Below are 15,046 nucleotides of genomic sequence, written 5' to 3'. Positions count from 1 at the left end.
CCATGATCGCTCCCAACAACGGAGCTTTCCCATGTTCACGCCCAGCACCCTGCTGCAGTACGTGCGCGACGTTGCCACCAGCGCCACCTTCTACAGCGGCATCCTCGGCACGGCACCGGTCGAACAGTCACCCGGCTTTGCCCTGTTCCTGCTCGGCGATGGCGCCGCACTCGGCCTGTGGCAGCGCGATGACGTGCAGCCACCTGTGTCTGCGCAGGCCGGTGCCGCCGAACTGGCGATGGTGGTGGCCAATCCTGATGAAGTGCGGCAGTTGCACGATGCCTGGCGCGCACTCGGTGTGCAGATCGCGCAGGCGCCGGTGACGCTGGAATTCGGCCACACCTTCGTCGGGGTCGACCCCGATGGTCACCGGCTGCGTGTCTACAGCCGCGCCGAGGGCATGGTCGCGCGCGATTGATCCTCCCCTGACGCAGAACAACGGCGAGCCCACCGCAGCGACAGGTCGTTCAGTAGATCCACGCCATGCGTGGATGGCGCGCGATCCAGCAGGCACAAAAAAACGCCAGGCAGTGCCCAGCGTTTTCTCCAATTCATGTGCCAACCAAGGTTGGCACCCACCGATCAGTTCCTCGGTGGGCCTACCCGATCAGCTGGCCAGTGCCAGATCGTCCATCATCGCGCGCAGGAAGCGGGCCGCTTCACCACCCGTGGCCGCGCGGTGGTCGAAGGTGACCGACAGCGGGATCACCTTGTGCGCTTCCACGCCGCCCATCACCGGGGTCATCTGGTGGCGGGCACGGCCGGCACCGACGATGGCCACGCACGGCGGCACCACGACCGGGGTGGCGTAGCGGCCGGCGAACATGCCGAAGTTGGACAGCGAGATGGTGTAGCCGCTCAGTTCCGAGGCGGCGATCGAACGCGATTCGACCTGCTCGCGCAGGCGGTTGACGCCTTCACGGATGCCGCGTGCATCGAGCATGTCGGCATTGCGCAGCGCCGGCACGAACAGGCCGTCGTCGGTGTCCACGGCAATGCCGATGTCGACCTGGGCGTGCAGGGTGCGGGTCAGCGCTTCACCGTCGAACCAGGCGTTCATCGCCGGCACCTTCTGTGCGGCGACCACGATCGAGCGCACCAGGCGCGCGGTGACGTCGTTGCCCGGCAGCCAGGCGTGGATGTCGGCGTCGTCGTTCAGCGTGGTCGGCACCACCTTGCTGTGCGCATCGGCCATCACGCGCGCCATGTTGCGGCGCACGCCCTTCAGCGGTTCCGGCTGGCCCTTGGCGACCACGCCCGGCGGCTGGGTACGCATCGGCTTGCCGGCAGCAGACAGCGGGGTGCGCGCTTCGCTCTGCACCGGGGCAGACACCTGCGCCGGGGCCGGCGTGGCATAGGCGGCAGCAGCGGCTGGAGCCGGAGCGGCACCGATCTTTGCGCTGCCATCCGCAGCTGCCTGCTTGACGTCGGCCATGGTCACCGCGCCATCGGCGCCGGTGGCGCGTACGCGGGACAGGTCCACGCCCAGCTTGCGCGCGGTGGCACGCACGGCCGGTACGGCCTTGACGCCACCGACGGCCAGCGCCTGCTCGGCGTGCACGGCGTTGGAGCTCTGCATCGCGCCGACCACGGTGCCGGCGTCATCACGCTCGGCGGCGGCGGGCTTGGCGGCTTCGGCGGCCACCGGTGCGGCAGCGGCCGGCAGCGGTGGCGGGGTCGGGGTCGGGGTCGGTGCTGCGGCAGGTGCGGCAGGTGCGGCATGACCGTGGCTGTGGCCGGTGTCCTGGCCATCGGCGCGCTGCGGCAGGTTGGGGTCCAGCTCGAAGCTGGCCAGCACCGAGCCGGTCGGGATGATGTCGCCGGCAGCGCCGGACAGCTTCAGCACCTTGCCGGAGAACGGCGACGGTACTTCGACGACGGCCTTGGCGGTCTCCATCGAGACCAGCGGCTCGTCCAGCTTGATCACATCGCCTTCCTTGACGAACCACTCGACGATGGTCGCGTCCGGCAGGCCTTCGCCCAGGTCGGGCAGGTTGAAGTTCTTGGTCTGGCTCATTTGCAGTTCTCTTCCAGCAGTTCCAGTTCGCGGGCCGGCAGCCAACCCGTCGCGCCATTGGCGCGCTCGGACCACCACCACCCGCCGTGTTCGTGATGAAGCTTCACCATCTCGCCGCTTTCCACATCCAGCTCGCGGGCGTCGTAGTCGCACAGCGCTTCGGCGCGACCCTCGTCCAGCAGCTGCAACCAGGCGATGGGCGCCCATCCAGCGCGCCCATCGTTGGTGCGTACCCAGGCAAACGCCGGCCATTCCTCGTCACGGACACCTACTTCGACGATCTGGCCGGTGCGGAACCGGAGCGGGTTGGGATACTGGCTGCGGTAAGCCCCCAGAAGGCGGGCCCGCATGTCAGCCGGCCGCCACCGCGCGCTTGGCCGCAGCCACGATCCGCTCAACGCTCGGCAGGTACTTCATTTCCAGGCGGAACAGCGGAATGTGGGTGTCGTAGCCAGTGACGCGCTCGACCGGGGCCAGCAGGTCGTAGATCGATTCCTCGGCCAGGCGCGCGGCGATCTCTGCGCCGAAGCCCGCGGTCTTCGGGGCCTCCTGCACGATCACGCAGCGGCCGGTCTTGGCCACCGATTCGGCGATGGTGGCGAAGTCCAGCGGACGCAGCGTGGCCACGTCGATGACTTCGGCACTGATACCTTCGCCGGCCAGCTTGTCGGCCGCTTCCAGCGCTTCCTTCACCTGCGCGCCCCAGGTCACCAGGGTCACGTCGGTGCCATCGCGCAGCACGAAGCAGACGTCCAGTGGCAAGGCTTCGCCGTCGTTGACGACCACTTCCTTGTACTGGCGGTAGATGCGCTTGGGCTCCATGTAGATCACCGGATCCGGCTCGCGGATCGCGGCCAGCAGCAGGCCATAGGCACGCTGCGGCGACGACGGCAGCACCACGCGCAGGCCCGGCACGTTGGTGAAGATCGCCTCATTGGCTTCGCTGTGATGTTCCGGTGCGCGGATACCACCGCCCCACGGCACGCGCAGCACCATCGGGCAGTGCAGGCGGCCACGCGTGCGGTAACGCAGGCGTGCGGCGTGGCAGACGATATGGTCGACCATCGGGTACATGAAACCGTCGAACTGCGCTTCGGCCACCGGCTTCATGCCCTGTGCCGCCAGACCGATGGTCAGGCCGGCGATGGTGGTTTCATCCAGCGGGGTGTCGAGGATGCGCTCGGAGCCGAAGCGCTGCTGCAGGCCGGCGGTGGCGCGGAACACGCCGCCGTTGACGCCCACGTCCTCGCCCAGCACCAGCACCGACGGGTCGTGCTCCAGCTCCCAGGCCAGTGCCTGGGTGATGGCTTCGATCAGGGTGATGGGGGTGGTGGTCATGCTCTGTTCTCCGCGCGCGACGGCGGCGCTGTCGGCGGCGTTGGTGTGCGCGCCGGGCGCGCCGTTCTTGATCTCATCCATGGCGCTTCTCCAGGGCGATCGCCTGGGCACGCTGGGCCAGCAGGTCCTGCGGCGGATCGGCGTAGAGGAAATCGAACATCGCCTCGACCGGCTGCACCGGCGTGTTGAGGTACAGGTTCACTTCCTCGTCCACGCGCGTGCCGCACTCGGCGACCCAAGCGGTTTCCTCTTCCTCGCTCCAGACGCCGGCGTTGATCAGGTACTTGCGCAGGCGCAGCATCGGTTCGCGCTGCCAGGCATCCTTCACTTCGGCGTCGTCGCGGTAGCGGCGCGCGTCATCGGCGGTGGTGTGGTCAGACAGGCGGTAGGTCATCAGTTCCAGCACGGTGCCACCGTCGCCGGCCAGCGCACGTTCGCGCGCCTGCTCCATCGCCGCCAGCACTGCGATCAGGTCGTTGCCGTCCACCTGCAGGCAGTGCAGGCCGCCGGCCAGGCCCTTCTGTGCCAGCGTTTCGGCACCGGTCTGGGCCGAACGCGGGACCGAGATGGCCCAGCCGTTGTTGACGATGCACAGGATCAGCGGCAGCTTGTAGGCGCCCGCCGAATTCAGTGCCGCGTAGAAGTCGGTCTTGGAGCTGCCGCCGTCGCCACACACGGCCACCGCGATCTGCGGTTCCTTGTTGAGCTTGAACTTCAGCGCGGCGCCTGCGGCATGCAGGCACTGGGTGGAAATCGGCACGCAGAACGGGAAGTCCTTGGCCGCGTTGCCGCCGTAGTCGTTGCCGCGTTCGTCGCCGCCCCAGTACATCAGCACGTCGTGCGGGCGCACGCCACGCATGAACATCGCGCCATACTCGCGGTACGAAGGCGCGAACACGTCGTCCTTCTGCATCGCAGCGCCGATACCCACGTGCGCGGCTTCATGGCCCAGGCAGGCGGCATAGGTGCCGAGCTTGCCGGTGCGCTGCAGCGCGATGGATTTGCTGTCGAACGTACGTACGAACAGCATCTGCTTGAACAGCGGTACCAGGACCTTGGGGTCGCGCAGCGACGCGGGCAGGTCATCGCGGACGAGCGTGCCGTCCACGTCCAGGTACTGCAGGTATTCGATCTTGAATTCAGCGGCAACCGTCATTGCGTACTGCACCTTCGACAGAGAAGTTACAAATGATATGAATCGCCATGTTAAGGAACGCGTACGGAATAGCCTTCCTGCGGCGCAACACGGCGATGCCCTGTTTTACCCCTGCCGGCGGGTGGGGGGCCAATAACAACAACGTATTCAGTCGTTGCTGCAAAGCATCAGAATACGCCTCTGGCTGACTGCCCGTGCAACGGCCCGAACGGTTCCACGCGCAGCCCCCATATCGGGGGATGCTCCACGGGCCCCCGGACGCCCCGGTATGGACGCGGCGGCTGCCAGCATGGCGGCAACGCGCTACCCTTGCCGCCCCCGATCTGGTCCCGCCCATGTCCGTCGACAACAACCAACGCGATCTCGAAGCTGGCATCCACACCGATCTGCAGGGGCGGCTGACCTATGGCGGCTACCTGCGGCTGGACCAGCTGCTCAGCGCGCAGCAGCCGTTGTCCAACCCGCCGCACCACGACGAGATGCTCTTCATCATCCAGCACCAGACCTCGGAGCTGTGGCTGAAGCTGCTCGGCCACGAACTGCGTGCCGCGATCGGCTTCCTGCAGCGCGATGAAGTCTGGCAGTGCCGCAAGGTGCTGGCGCGCAGCAAGCAGGTGCTGCGCCAGCTGACCGAGCAGTGGTCGGTGCTGGAAACGCTGACCCCGTCCGAGTACATGGGCTTCCGCGACGTGCTGGGCCCGTCCTCGGGCTTCCAGTCGCTGCAGTACCGTTACATCGAGTTCCTGCTGGGCAACAAGAACGCGCAGATGCTGCAGGTGTTCGAGCACGACCCGGCTGGCCAGGCGCAGCTGCGCACCGCACTGGAAGCGCCGAGCCTGTACGAGGAATTCCTGAAGTACCTGACCCGTTTCGGCCACGCCGTCCCGGCGGTGTACGAGGCCCACGACTGGACCCAGCCGCATGTGGCCGATGACGCACTGCAGCCGGTCTTCGAACGCATCTACCAGGACACCGATCGCTACTGGCGCGAGTATTCGCTGTGCGAGGACCTGGTGGACCTGGAGACCGCCTTCCAGCTCTGGCGCTTCCGCCACATGCGTACGGTGATGCGGGTGATCGGCTTCAAGCGCGGCACGGGCGGCTCGTCCGGTGTCGGTTTCCTGGCCAAGGCGCTGGATCTGACCTTTTTCCCCGAACTGTTCCAGGTGCGCACCAGCCTGCAGGCCGCACCCCCGGCCGATCTGGCCTGACTCCCATTCAGCTTGGTTCCCGGCCGGCGGCTGGATCGTTTCAGATGCAAGTTCAGCGAGCAGGCTGGCACCTGCCTCAAACGGCGTGTATTTGACGTGAACGCCAGAAGTCGGTGATCCTCGCGCGTTGCTCCACTGCACATCGGACGTGCTCGTCATCCACCGAACCAGGAAATCCGCATGAGCTTGAACGCCACTGCGAACACCCCAGAGCCGGCCGTGCCGGACTTCAAGACCATGATGGGCCACCCGCGCCCGTTGTGGATGCTGTTCATGACCGAGTTCTGGGAACGCTTTGCGTTCTACGGCATCCGCTGGGCCTTGGTGCTGTACATCGTCGCCCAGTTCCGTGATGGCAGTGCCGCCGGTGAAGCCGACGCCAGCCGCATCTACGGTGCCTACCTGGCGCTGGTGTACGCCGCGGCGATCTTCGGTGGCTACGTGGCCGACCGGGTGCTGGGGTACCAGCGCTCGATCCTGACCGGTGCGGTGATCATGGCCGCCGGCCTGTTCATGATCTCGTTGCCGGAAGAGCATCTGTTCAAGCTCGGCCTGGCCACGATCATCGTCGGCAACGGCATGTTCAAGCCGAACATCTCGACCATGGTCGGCAAGCTGTACGGCCTGAAGGATGAGCGTCGCGATTCGGGCTTCACCATCTTCTACATGGGCATCAACATCGGCGCGATGATCGCCCCGGTGCTGACCGAGTACCTGGCCCGCAAGGTCTTCGGCACCTCGGAAATGCCGTCCTACAAGGTCGTGTTCATCGCCTCGGGCGTGGGCATGCTGATCTCGCTGGTGTGGTTCTACATCGGGCGCGCCGGCCTGAAGGGCATCGGTGCTCCGCCGGCTGGCGCTGAAGGCTTCGGCCGTGTCGTCATGGTGCTGGTGGGCTCGCTGTTCGCCATTCCGGTGGCCTACTTCCTGCTGGCCACCGGCGCCACCGCGCTGGCCTGGATCCTGGGCGTGATGTTCGCCGCACTGGCCGTGCTGCTGCTGGTCGAGGGCATCCGCGAGGGCAAGGTGCAGCGCGACCGCGTGATCGCCATGCTGATCATCTTCGCCTTCAACGTGATGTTCTGGATGTTCTTCGAACAGGCCGGCAGCTCGTTCACCTTCCTGGCCGAGAACATCGTCAACCGCCAGATGGGCGACTGGACCTTCCCGACCGCCTGGTTCCAGTCGGTCAACTCGGTGGCCATCATCACCCTGGCGCCGATCATCGCCTGGATCTGGGTGGCCCTGGGCCGCGCCAATCCGTCGATTCCGCGCAAGTTCGGCCTGGGCCTGCTGTTCAACGGCGCCGCCTTCGCCCTGCTGATGTACGCCCTGTCGCAGATGGTGGTGGACGGCAAGATCCCGTTCTGGACCCTGTTCATGGTCTACGTCATCCAGTCCGTCGGTGAGCTGTGCCTGTCGCCGATCGGCCTGTCGATGGTGACCAAGCTGGCTCCGGTGCGCCTGGTCGGCTTCGGCATGGGTGGCTGGTTCCTGTCCACCGGCATCGGCAACAACCTGTCGGGCATCTTCGCCGGCGTTGTCAGTGGTGAAGGCGGCATGACGGTCGAGTCGGCACTGAAGGGGTATACCTTCGGGTTCTGGGCTCTGATCGGCTCTGGCGTGGTGCTGTTCCTGGTCGCCCCGCTGATCAACAAGCTGATGCACGGCGTCAAGTAATGATGAGAGGGTAGAAGGCATGCGTAGCAAGCTCGGTACTGCGGTAGCGGTGGTCTGTGCGGCGCTGATCGGCGCCTGTTCCCAACCGCAACCGCCTGCAGCCGCCGAGCCTACGCAGCCCCTGGATACCCGACCCACCGAGCCACCGGTCGCTGACCCCAGCGAACCGGTGGCCTCGGGCAACACCCCGGTGGCGGCGGACATCGCCGCCATCGCCGGGCTCGGTGCACAGTTCGACCCGGCCCGCGACCCGGCCAATGACCTGGCCACCGCCAAGGTGGAAGCCCAGCGCGGCAAGAAGCGCATCCTGCTCGAGGTCGGCAACGCCGCCTGCGAGCGCTGCCATGCGCTGGACGAACTGGTGGAAGGCAACGGCGACCTGCGCCGCTTCCGCGATGCCCACTACGTGTGGGTGAAGATCAACGCCAGTGACGAACAGCCCAACACCGCCTTTTTTGCCCAGTTCCCGATGATGGAACGCGACTACCCGTACCTGCTGGTGCTCGATGCCGATGGTGGACTGCTGGTCTCGCAGGCGACTGGTGAGCTGCGCAGGGGCGAAGCTTTCCAGCCTGCCCGAGTGAGCGCCTTCCTCAAGCAGTGGGCACCTGACCGGTAGTGCCGGCCGCTGGCCGGCAACCTGGCTGGGTGCCGCCTGCTGGTCAGCAGGCTCTGGTGGGTGCCAACCGTTGGTCGGCACAGACGTGCATCCACGCATGGCGTGGATCTATTGCGCGCGCCGTCACACTCTCCGAATCGGTGTCTCAATTTCACTGCGTGCACGCCGTTACCGGCAAGGACTTCAGTCGACGCCCCGTCGATGCAACCTACCGGAACGCCCATGCACAGCGACCACGCCGAACGATTGCCCGAACCTGCCAGCGCATTGGCCGAGAGCGGAGCAGATGAGGGCGTGAGCCTGCCGGCGCAGGAGGTGCTGCTCGATGACGATGGTACCGGCGAGAACACCGTTGAACTGACACCACCGCGCCACCGCCTGCCGCAGATCGCGCTGCCCGACAACGTGGTGCTGAAGGGGGCGGTGCAAAGGCTGGTCGAGCAGAAAGCGCGGCTGGATGCGCTGGCTGCCGAAGGCCAGCTGGCCGGGTTGCTGCCGCCGGAATGGCAGGGCCATGGCGCGCGGGCCATCGAACTGTCCACCTTCATCCAGGGCGTACTGCCGTTCCTGCAGCCGGGCGAACGTGGCGAAACCGCGCCGGCGCGCCTGCCGGTGCGCCACGTGCTGGGCGATGACAGCCGCTGGGGCCTGGACGATGTCTCCGAACCGAAATCGCTGGCCTGGTACCTGGCCAGTGATGAGCGCGCCACTGCCGGCAGCAAGGACGTGGCCGAGGCGTATCTGGTGGGTGCACTCGGCCTGGCGTGGATGCAGGAGGGACGCAGCCGTCCTGGATTCCTGCGCGCGATGGGCCAGGACAGCCTGGCGGCGCGGGTGACCATGCTTGGCTACCCGCCAGTGGGTGAGCTGGCGCTGTACAGCGTCACCGCCCATGGCCAGCCACAGATCTGGTGCGTGCATGGCCGACGCCGCATGCGACCGTTGGTGGCGCCGTGGCTGAGCGTGCCGCTGATGACCGCCTACGGCGTGCCGGCGCCGGTGGCGTGGCCGTCCAGCTTTCCGCCGGTGGAGGCCGTGGCCGAGCTGCTGGCGACCGCACGGCAGGGGCGCGCGCTGCCGGAAGTAGACCTGGGCAAGGCGGTAGCGAAGATCGCCGAGGACGCCGCATCCGACGCCTGGCAGCCGGTCAGCCTGCTGCAGCTCAACACCTGGTCGCCGCGCTGGCACTTCTTCCTCGGCACCTTCGTCGGCCTGCCGTCGCTGCTCTTGGTGGCTGCGGCACTGGCGCTGCCAGGGGCGGTCGAAGCGGCCACGGTTGCTGCGTCACTCGGTTTTGCAGGTGGTGCCATCGCCGCGCTGGCCGTGCCGTGGATCCATGCACGCCGCAAGCATCTGAGCTGAGGCGCGGAAAAAAGGGACAGAGGGGATAAAGCCGCAATCAGCACAGTTGTGCCCAAAACGACTTGATCCCCTCCGTCCCCTTTTTCTTTCAGACCCCTTCGCCCATCCGCTCCAGGCCGTCGCCGGCCAGGCGCAGGATCAGCTTCTCCAGCACCTGCTCCTCCTCCTCGCTCAGCACCGACATCAGCTTGCGGGTGATCTCGATCACCATCGGCGCAATGGTCTCGTACACCTCGAAGCCGGCTGCCGACAGCGCCAGCACCGAGCGACGGCGGTCGTCGCCATGGGTCTCGCGCTTGATGAAGCCACGCTCCAGCAGGCGGGCCACGGCGCGGCTGACCGCCACCTTGTCCATCGCCGTGCGGTCGGAGACCTCGCTGGCCGAGGAACCCGGGTACAGCGCCAGGATGGTGATCACCCGCCATTCGGGGATCGCCAGACCGTAACGATCGCCGTATAGCTTGGCGATGTTGCCGCTGACCCGGTTGGACAGCACGCTCAGCCGGTAAGGCAGGAACTGTTCCAGGTCGAGCAGGACGTGCGAGGAACGCAGGCGGGTCGAAACGGGATCGGCGGGGCTCATGTTGCGGTGCACCTTGCTGGTGGTTTCAAGTGTAACTATAAGGGGTAGGTCCAGACCCTGCATTCTCGCCGGGTCCCTACCTGCCCGCACCTGGTTTGTACCGATGCGGTACCGATTCGGAGCCACGCCATGAATACCGCAGTCCCGACCGCCTCGCATCCCAACCCCGGCATGCAGGTCACCACCTTCGAGAACCCGATGGGCATCGACGGCTTCGAGTTCGTCGAATTCGCCGCCCCGGCCGGCCGTGGCCAGGAGCTGCACGAGTACTTCCGGAAGATGGGCTTCAGCGCGGTGCTCAAGCACAAGCAGCGTCCGATTACCGTCTATCGCCAGGGCGACGTCAACTTCCTGGTCAATGAAGACCCCGATTCGTTCGCCGCCGACTTCGCCGAAAAGCACGGTCCGTGTGCCTGCGGCTTCGCCATCCGCTTCAAGAAGCCGGGCCAGGAGGTCTACCAGACCGCGCTGGGCAACGGCGCCGAAGCCATCGCCTTCAAGCCGGACAGCAAGGCGGTCAATGCCCCGGTCATCAAGGGCATCGGCGACTGCATGCTGTACCTGGTCGACCGCTATGGCAGCGCCGGCAGCATCTTCGACGGCGACTATGAGTTGATCGCCGGCGCCGACCTGCACCCGGTGGGCTTCGGCCTGACCTTCATCGACCACCTGACCCACAACCTGTACTTCGGCAACATGCAGCAGTGGTCGGACTACTACGAGCGTCTGTTCAATTTCCGCGAGATCCGCTACTTCGACATCAAGGGCCTGAAGACCGGCCTGGTGTCCAAGGCGATGACCGCGCCGGACGGCATCGTGCGCATCCCGCTGAACGAATCGTCCGACCCGAAGAGCCAGATCAACGAGTACCTGGACGCGTACAAGGGAGAGGGCATCCAGCACATCGCCTGCTTCACAGAGAACATCTACGAGACCGTCGAAGCGATGCGCGCGCAGGGCGTGGACTTCCTCGATACGCCGGAGACCTACTTCGACGTGATCGACCAGCGCGTGCCGAACCACGGTGAAGACGTGGCGCGTCTGGCGAAGAACAAGATCCTGATCGATGCCGATCCGGAAACCCACCAGCGCAAGCTGCTGCAGATCTTCACCCAGAACTGCATCGGCCCGATCTTCTTCGAGATCATCCAGCGCAAGGGCAACGAAGGCTTTGGCGAAGGCAACTTCACCGCGCTGTTCGAAAGCATCGAGCGCGACCAGATCCGCCGCGGCGTGCTGTAACGTTCATCGGTAGCGCCGGGCCACGCCCGGCGGCTGCTCATCTGTAGAGCCGAGCCATGCCCGGCTGCTATCCGTTCCGGCATCGCCGTTCCAGGAGCCACCATGTCCCCCGCCATCACCGCCCGCGGCTACCAGTCCGGCTTCGGCAACGAATTCGCCACCGAGGCCGTCGCCGGCGCGCTGCCGGTCGGGCAGAACTCGCCGCAGAAGGTGGCCCACGGCCTGTACGCCGAACAGTTGACCGGCACCGCCTTCACCGCGCCGCGCGGCAGCAACCGCCGCAGCTGGCTGTACCGGATCCGCCCGGCGGTCACCCATGGTGAGTTCACCCCGTTCGCGCAGTCCCAGCTGCAGTGCGATTTCGCTGCGCAGCCGGCGTCGCCGAACCAGCTGCGCTGGAGCCCGCTGCCGCTGCCGGAACTGCCGACCGACTTCGTCGAAGGCCTGTACACGATGGGTGGCAACGGCTCGCCCGACGCGCATGCCGGTGTGGGCATCCACCTCTACGCCGCCAACCGCGACATGGTTGGCCGCTACTTCTACGATGCCGATGGCGAACTGCTGATCGTGCCGCAGCTGGGAGCGCTGCGCCTGCTGACCGAACTGGGCGTGATCGAGATCGAACCGCAGCAGATCGCGGTGATTCCGCGTGGCGTGCGGTTCCGCGTCGAACTGCCCGATGGCCCGAGCCGCGGCTACATCTGCGAGAACTACGGTGCGCTGCTGAAGCTGCCTGACCTCGGCCCGATCGGCTCCAACGGCCTGGCCAACCCGCGCGACTTCGAGACCCCGCACGCGGCGTTCGAGGATATCGATGGTGATTTCGAACTGATCGCCAAGTTCGAAGGCCGCCTGTGGCGCGCGCCGATCGACCATTCGCCGCTGGACGTGGTGGCCTGGCACGGCAATTACGCGCCGTACCGCTACGACCTGCGCCGCTTCAACACCATCGGCTCGATCAGCCATGACCATCCGGACCCGTCGATCTTCCTGGTGCTGCATTCGCCCAGCGACACACCGGGGACCAGCAACATGGACTTCGCGATCTTCCCGCCGCGCTGGCTGGTGGCGCAGAACACGTTCCGCCCGCCGTGGTTCCACCGCAACATCGCCAGCGAGTTCATGGGCCTGGTGCATGGCGCCTACGACGCCAAGGCCGAAGGCTTCGTGCCCGGCGGCGCGTCGCTGCACAACTGCATGAGCGGCCATGGCCCGGATGCGCCGACCTTCGACAAGGCCTCCAACGCAGACCTGTCCAAGCCGGACGTGATCAAGGACACCATGGCCTTCATGTTCGAGACCCGCGCGGTGATCCGCCCGACCGCGCAGGCCTTGGCTGCCGGCCATCGGCAGGGTGATTACCAGCAGTGCTGGAACGGCCTGCGCAACAACTTCCGGTCGTCCCGCTAGCTTGGTGGGTGCCGACCTTGGTCGGCACGGATCCTGATCGCATCCACGCCATGCGTGGATGATTGCCGTCGGAACCTGCGGTTACGCCATCTCGGCGAACGCGTCGCAATGCTCCAGCGGCAGCGCTTCCAGCAGGCGCTGGCGTACGCGCTGGCAGTAGCCGTCCGAGGTCAGCGCGGGCAGCACCTGCAGCGCTGACTGCAGCCGCTGCAGCACTTCGTCTTCCGCACGCGCCTGCTGCAGGTCGCGGAACACCGCAGCGGCCTGCGGGTGGCGCTGCATCTCCAGGATGCCCAGCACGTAGATGCGCGCGGCCACCAGCGAGCGGCGGCGTTCGACCGGTGTCGCAGGCACCGCAGCCTGCGCTGGCAAGATGGCAGCGGCTTCGGGGGAGGGGGCGGGCGTCGCTGCGGCCGGCCCTGTGCTCAGATAGCCCGCCTGCACCAGCTGGATGACCATCGCCGGAGCCTCCGGGCCAAGCAGGCCGGTCAAGTCGGTGATGCTGCGCTGGCCGTCGCACAGGATCAGCAGCCGCCTCTGGCGCATGTCCAGCGGCGCGCGGTGGGCCTGCAGCGCGGTTCGGGCGAGATCGGTCTTACGCGGTTGCATGGAGGGGACGGCCAAGTCGGTGCACGCCGAGCCTGAACGAAGGCCATGAAACGGCGATGACAATGCAGCACCTGCACATGTGCTGCGCTAGCGTGCAGCCACCTTCGTGCCAGGGAACCGCACCGATGAAGCATCTCCCGATTGCTGGTCTGTTGCTGCTTTCGCTCACCGCCTGCGGCGGCCAGGACAAACAGGGGGCGGCCGGCAGTGGCAGCGACACCCCAGCCGAAACCGCGTCGGCGACCGGGCCCGCACAGTCCGCCGATCCCGATCTGGCCGCGCGCCCGGCCAATGATCTCCGCAGCGACAGCCCAGCACACCTGGACGGCTACGCCGGCGCGAAGCTCGGTGCAGCCATCGCCGAGGTCCGCAGCGGCTTCGGCACGCCGCTGCGGGGCGTGGGCAGCGATGCTGCCGGCAAACCGCTGCCGGTCGACGACAACAACGATGGCTGCTATTTCCTGCGTCCGCAGAATGCCGAAGATCCGCGCCTGATGATCGAAGGCCGCAAGCTGGTGCGCTATGACGTGCACAGTGCTGCGGTCATCGCACCGGGCGGCGGCAAGGTCGGCATGACCCTGGGCGAGTTGCAGGTGCTGTATCCCGAGCGCGGTGACGTCGTCCCCGACAAGTACGACGAGAAGGCCCAGCACCTGCGCGTGCGGCCGGCGCAGGAGGGCGGTGCGGTGGTCGACTTCGCACTCGGTGCGGACGGCCGGGTCGGCGCGTGGCGGGTGGGCCAGACCCCGCAGGTCGATTATGTGGAAGGCTGTGGCTGATCCTTGATCCACGGCCCAGCCTTGCGCGCGGGCCAAGCGTAGAATCGCGCCACGACCGCTGGGGGAGTGCTCGATGATCGCCATTGCAATTGCCTGGTTCCTGCTCGGCCTGCTGCTGCTGGCGCTGGGCGGGGACTCCATCGTCAAGGCCGTGTCCGGCCTGGCGCAACGCTTCGGCGCCAGTCCGTTCACGGCTGGCCTGTTGCTGCTCGGGGTGACCACTTCGCTGCCGGAACTGGCGGTCAACGCACGCGCGCTGGCGGTCGGCCAGCCGGAGCTGGCGCTGGGCAACGCGGTGGGCAGCAGCATCGTCAACCTGGGCCTGACCCTGGCCGTCGCTGCGATGGCTGCGCCGCTGCTGCTGCGCGCGCGATTGCAGACGGTACTGTGGTGGTCGCTGCTGGCGGCGGGCGTGGTGCTGATCCTGTTCGGTCTTGATGGTGGCCTGGCGCGCTGGGAAGGCGGCGTGCTGGTGGCCGGTTTCATCATCGTGCAGGTGGTGCTGGTGCGTCGTGGCCGCAGCGAGAGCGCCGAGGTGCAGGCGGTGATCGCCGAGTCCGCGTTGAGCCGTACCAGCCTGCCGTTGAACGTGCTGCGCGTGGTGATCGCGGCGCTGGCGCTGTACTGGGGCGCCCGCCTGGTGGTCGGTGCGGCGGCGGACTTCGGTGTTGCACTGGGGTGGACGCCGCTGCTGGTCGGTCTGCTGCCGGTCGCGATCGGTACCGCGCTGCCGGAGGTGGCAACCGCGATCGCTGCGGCACGCCGTGGCCATGGCGACATGGTGATGGGCCACGTGCTGGGCTCCAGCGTGGTCAACCTGTTGCTGGTGATCGGTGCGATGGCGGTCCTGCAGCCGCTGGCGCTGCCGGCCTCGTTCGTGCGCCTGGAGCTGCCGGCGCTGCTGGCCTTCGCGCTGGTGCTGTACCCGATGCTGCGTGGCGACCTGAAGATCAGCCGTGGCGAAGGCGTGATCCTGCTGGTCGCGTTTGTTGGCTGGTTCGTGCTGGAGCTGCTGCTGGTGGGTGCACCCGGGTTGTAGA

Annotated in this window: 15 protein-coding genes; 9 read left to right on the top strand and 6 right to left on the bottom strand. The window is 66.9% G+C overall.

What is annotated here, in order from left to right:
• The first annotated feature begins 31 nt into the window (after nt 1-31).
• Nucleotides 32-418, top strand: coding sequence for a VOC family protein (locus ACZK2G_RS20120; RefSeq protein WP_136639145.1), 387 nt, complete (start codon nt 32-34; stop codon nt 416-418).
• A gap of 189 nt (nt 419-607) precedes the next feature.
• On the opposite strand, the gene ACZK2G_RS20115 is transcribed toward ACZK2G_RS20120, so the two are convergent.
• From ACZK2G_RS20115 to pdhA, 4 genes are read right to left on the bottom strand one after another with little or no spacing between them, the layout of a single operon-like run.
• Nucleotides 608-2,017, bottom strand: a complete 1,410-nt coding sequence (locus ACZK2G_RS20115) for a dihydrolipoamide acetyltransferase family protein (protein ID WP_478474200.1) — start codon at nt 2,015-2,017, stop codon at nt 608-610.
• Nucleotides 2,014-2,367 (bottom strand): SH3 domain-containing protein, encoded by a 354-nt coding sequence (locus ACZK2G_RS20110; RefSeq protein ID WP_012512332.1) that lies wholly within the window; start codon nt 2,365-2,367, stop codon nt 2,014-2,016. The genes ACZK2G_RS20115 and ACZK2G_RS20110 overlap by 4 nt, the downstream gene beginning before the upstream one ends.
• 1 nt (nt 2,368) lies before the next feature.
• On the bottom strand, nt 2,369-3,436 hold the full coding sequence (locus ACZK2G_RS20105; protein ID WP_006474353.1) for an alpha-ketoacid dehydrogenase subunit beta: 1,068 nt from the start codon (nt 3,434-3,436) through the stop codon (nt 2,369-2,371).
• Entirely contained in the window at nt 3,429-4,511 is a 1,083-nt protein-coding gene (pdhA, locus tag ACZK2G_RS20100) for a pyruvate dehydrogenase (acetyl-transferring) E1 component subunit alpha (protein ID WP_046984835.1), read from the bottom strand. The genes ACZK2G_RS20105 and pdhA overlap by 8 nt, the downstream gene beginning before the upstream one ends.
• A gap of 335 nt (nt 4,512-4,846) precedes the next feature.
• Between pdhA and ACZK2G_RS20095 the strand changes: the two genes are divergently transcribed.
• From ACZK2G_RS20095 to ACZK2G_RS20080, 4 genes are all read left to right on the top strand, one after another.
• Nucleotides 4,847-5,722, top strand: a complete 876-nt coding sequence (locus ACZK2G_RS20095; protein ID WP_136639147.1) for a tryptophan 2,3-dioxygenase — start codon at nt 4,847-4,849, stop codon at nt 5,720-5,722.
• A 180-nt stretch (nt 5,723-5,902) separates the two neighbouring features.
• Entirely contained in the window at nt 5,903-7,402 is a 1,500-nt protein-coding gene (locus tag ACZK2G_RS20090; protein ID WP_136639148.1) for a peptide MFS transporter, read from the top strand.
• Nucleotides 7,403-7,421: 19 nt separating this feature from the next.
• Entirely contained in the window at nt 7,422-8,021 is a 600-nt protein-coding gene (locus ACZK2G_RS20085) for a thioredoxin family protein (RefSeq protein WP_136639149.1), read from the top strand.
• Between the two features lie 222 nt (nt 8,022-8,243).
• Nucleotides 8,244-9,383: a hypothetical protein gene (locus ACZK2G_RS20080; RefSeq protein ID WP_478474198.1), complete on the top strand. Its 1,140-nt coding sequence runs from the start codon at nt 8,244-8,246 to the stop codon at nt 9,381-9,383.
• An 88-nt stretch (nt 9,384-9,471) separates the two neighbouring features.
• Here the strand turns inward: ACZK2G_RS20080 and ACZK2G_RS20075 are convergent, their stop codons facing one another.
• Nucleotides 9,472-10,029 carry a MarR family winged helix-turn-helix transcriptional regulator gene (locus ACZK2G_RS20075; protein ID WP_081307605.1) on the bottom strand — a complete coding sequence of 186 codons (558 nt, stop codon included), beginning with the start codon at nt 10,027-10,029 and terminating at the stop codon, nt 9,472-9,474.
• Between the two features lie 66 nt (nt 10,030-10,095).
• On the opposite strand from ACZK2G_RS20075, the gene hppD reads away from it, so the two are divergent.
• Together hppD and hmgA are read left to right on the top strand one after the other, a co-directional pair.
• Nucleotides 10,096-11,208: a 4-hydroxyphenylpyruvate dioxygenase gene (hppD, locus tag ACZK2G_RS20070; RefSeq protein WP_211195207.1), complete on the top strand. Its 1,113-nt coding sequence runs from the start codon at nt 10,096-10,098 to the stop codon at nt 11,206-11,208.
• A 102-nt stretch (nt 11,209-11,310) separates the two neighbouring features.
• Complete coding sequence (gene hmgA, locus ACZK2G_RS20065) at nt 11,311-12,618, top strand: homogentisate 1,2-dioxygenase (RefSeq protein ID WP_426354966.1); 1,308 nt, start codon at nt 11,311-11,313, stop codon at nt 12,616-12,618.
• Between the two features lie 81 nt (nt 12,619-12,699).
• Here hmgA and ACZK2G_RS20060 read toward each other — a convergent pair whose 3' ends face one another.
• Complete coding sequence (locus ACZK2G_RS20060; protein WP_046984829.1) at nt 12,700-13,227, bottom strand: hypothetical protein; 528 nt, start codon at nt 13,225-13,227, stop codon at nt 12,700-12,702.
• A gap of 125 nt (nt 13,228-13,352) precedes the next feature.
• Between ACZK2G_RS20060 and ACZK2G_RS20055 the strand changes: the two genes are divergently transcribed.
• Together ACZK2G_RS20055 and ACZK2G_RS20050 are read left to right on the top strand one after the other, a co-directional pair.
• Nucleotides 13,353-14,006, top strand: a complete 654-nt coding sequence (locus tag ACZK2G_RS20055; RefSeq protein ID WP_253079264.1) for a hypothetical protein — start codon at nt 13,353-13,355, stop codon at nt 14,004-14,006.
• A 73-nt stretch (nt 14,007-14,079) separates the two neighbouring features.
• Nucleotides 14,080-15,045 (top strand): sodium:calcium antiporter, encoded by a 966-nt coding sequence (locus ACZK2G_RS20050; protein WP_478474195.1) that lies wholly within the window; start codon nt 14,080-14,082, stop codon nt 15,043-15,045.
• Nucleotide 15,046: the final 1 nt, after the last annotated feature.

It is taken from the genome of Stenotrophomonas sp. 107298_Sma (assembly GCF_056480345.1).
The sequence above is the reverse complement of the archived record's forward strand: the minus strand, read 5'-3'. Positions and strand labels throughout refer to the sequence as shown.

Bases quoted from the DNA above. Each gene is read 5' to 3' on its own strand.
- ACZK2G_RS20115 (WP_478474200.1), bottom strand. From the start codon at position 2,017: ATGAGCCAGACCAAGAACTTCAACCTGCCCGACCTGGGCGAAGGCCTG.
- ACZK2G_RS20090 (WP_136639148.1), top strand. From the start codon at position 5,903: ATGAGCTTGAACGCCACTGCGAACACCCCAGAGCCGGCCGTGCCGGAC.
- hmgA (WP_426354966.1), top strand. From the start codon at position 11,311: ATGTCCCCCGCCATCACCGCCCGCGGCTACCAGTCCGGCTTCGGCAAC.
- hppD (WP_211195207.1), top strand. From the start codon at position 10,096: ATGAATACCGCAGTCCCGACCGCCTCGCATCCCAACCCCGGCATGCAG.
- ACZK2G_RS20110 (WP_012512332.1), bottom strand. From the start codon at position 2,367: ATGCGGGCCCGCCTTCTGGGGGCTTACCGCAGCCAGTATCCCAACCCG.
- ACZK2G_RS20055 (WP_253079264.1), top strand. From the start codon at position 13,353: ATGAAGCATCTCCCGATTGCTGGTCTGTTGCTGCTTTCGCTCACCGCC.
- ACZK2G_RS20095 (WP_136639147.1), top strand. From the start codon at position 4,847: ATGTCCGTCGACAACAACCAACGCGATCTCGAAGCTGGCATCCACACC.
- ACZK2G_RS20075 (WP_081307605.1), bottom strand. From the start codon at position 10,029: ATGCAGGGTCTGGACCTACCCCTTATAGTTACACTTGAAACCACCAGC.
- ACZK2G_RS20080 (WP_478474198.1), top strand. From the start codon at position 8,244: ATGCACAGCGACCACGCCGAACGATTGCCCGAACCTGCCAGCGCATTG.
- ACZK2G_RS20105 (WP_006474353.1), bottom strand. From the start codon at position 3,436: ATGGATGAGATCAAGAACGGCGCGCCCGGCGCGCACACCAACGCCGCC.
- ACZK2G_RS20060 (WP_046984829.1), bottom strand. From the start codon at position 13,227: ATGCAACCGCGTAAGACCGATCTCGCCCGAACCGCGCTGCAGGCCCAC.
- ACZK2G_RS20085 (WP_136639149.1), top strand. From the start codon at position 7,422: ATGCGTAGCAAGCTCGGTACTGCGGTAGCGGTGGTCTGTGCGGCGCTG.
- pdhA (WP_046984835.1), bottom strand. From the start codon at position 4,511: ATGACGGTTGCCGCTGAATTCAAGATCGAATACCTGCAGTACCTGGAC.
- ACZK2G_RS20050 (WP_478474195.1), top strand. From the start codon at position 14,080: ATGATCGCCATTGCAATTGCCTGGTTCCTGCTCGGCCTGCTGCTGCTG.
- ACZK2G_RS20120 (WP_136639145.1), top strand. From the start codon at position 32: ATGTTCACGCCCAGCACCCTGCTGCAGTACGTGCGCGACGTTGCCACC.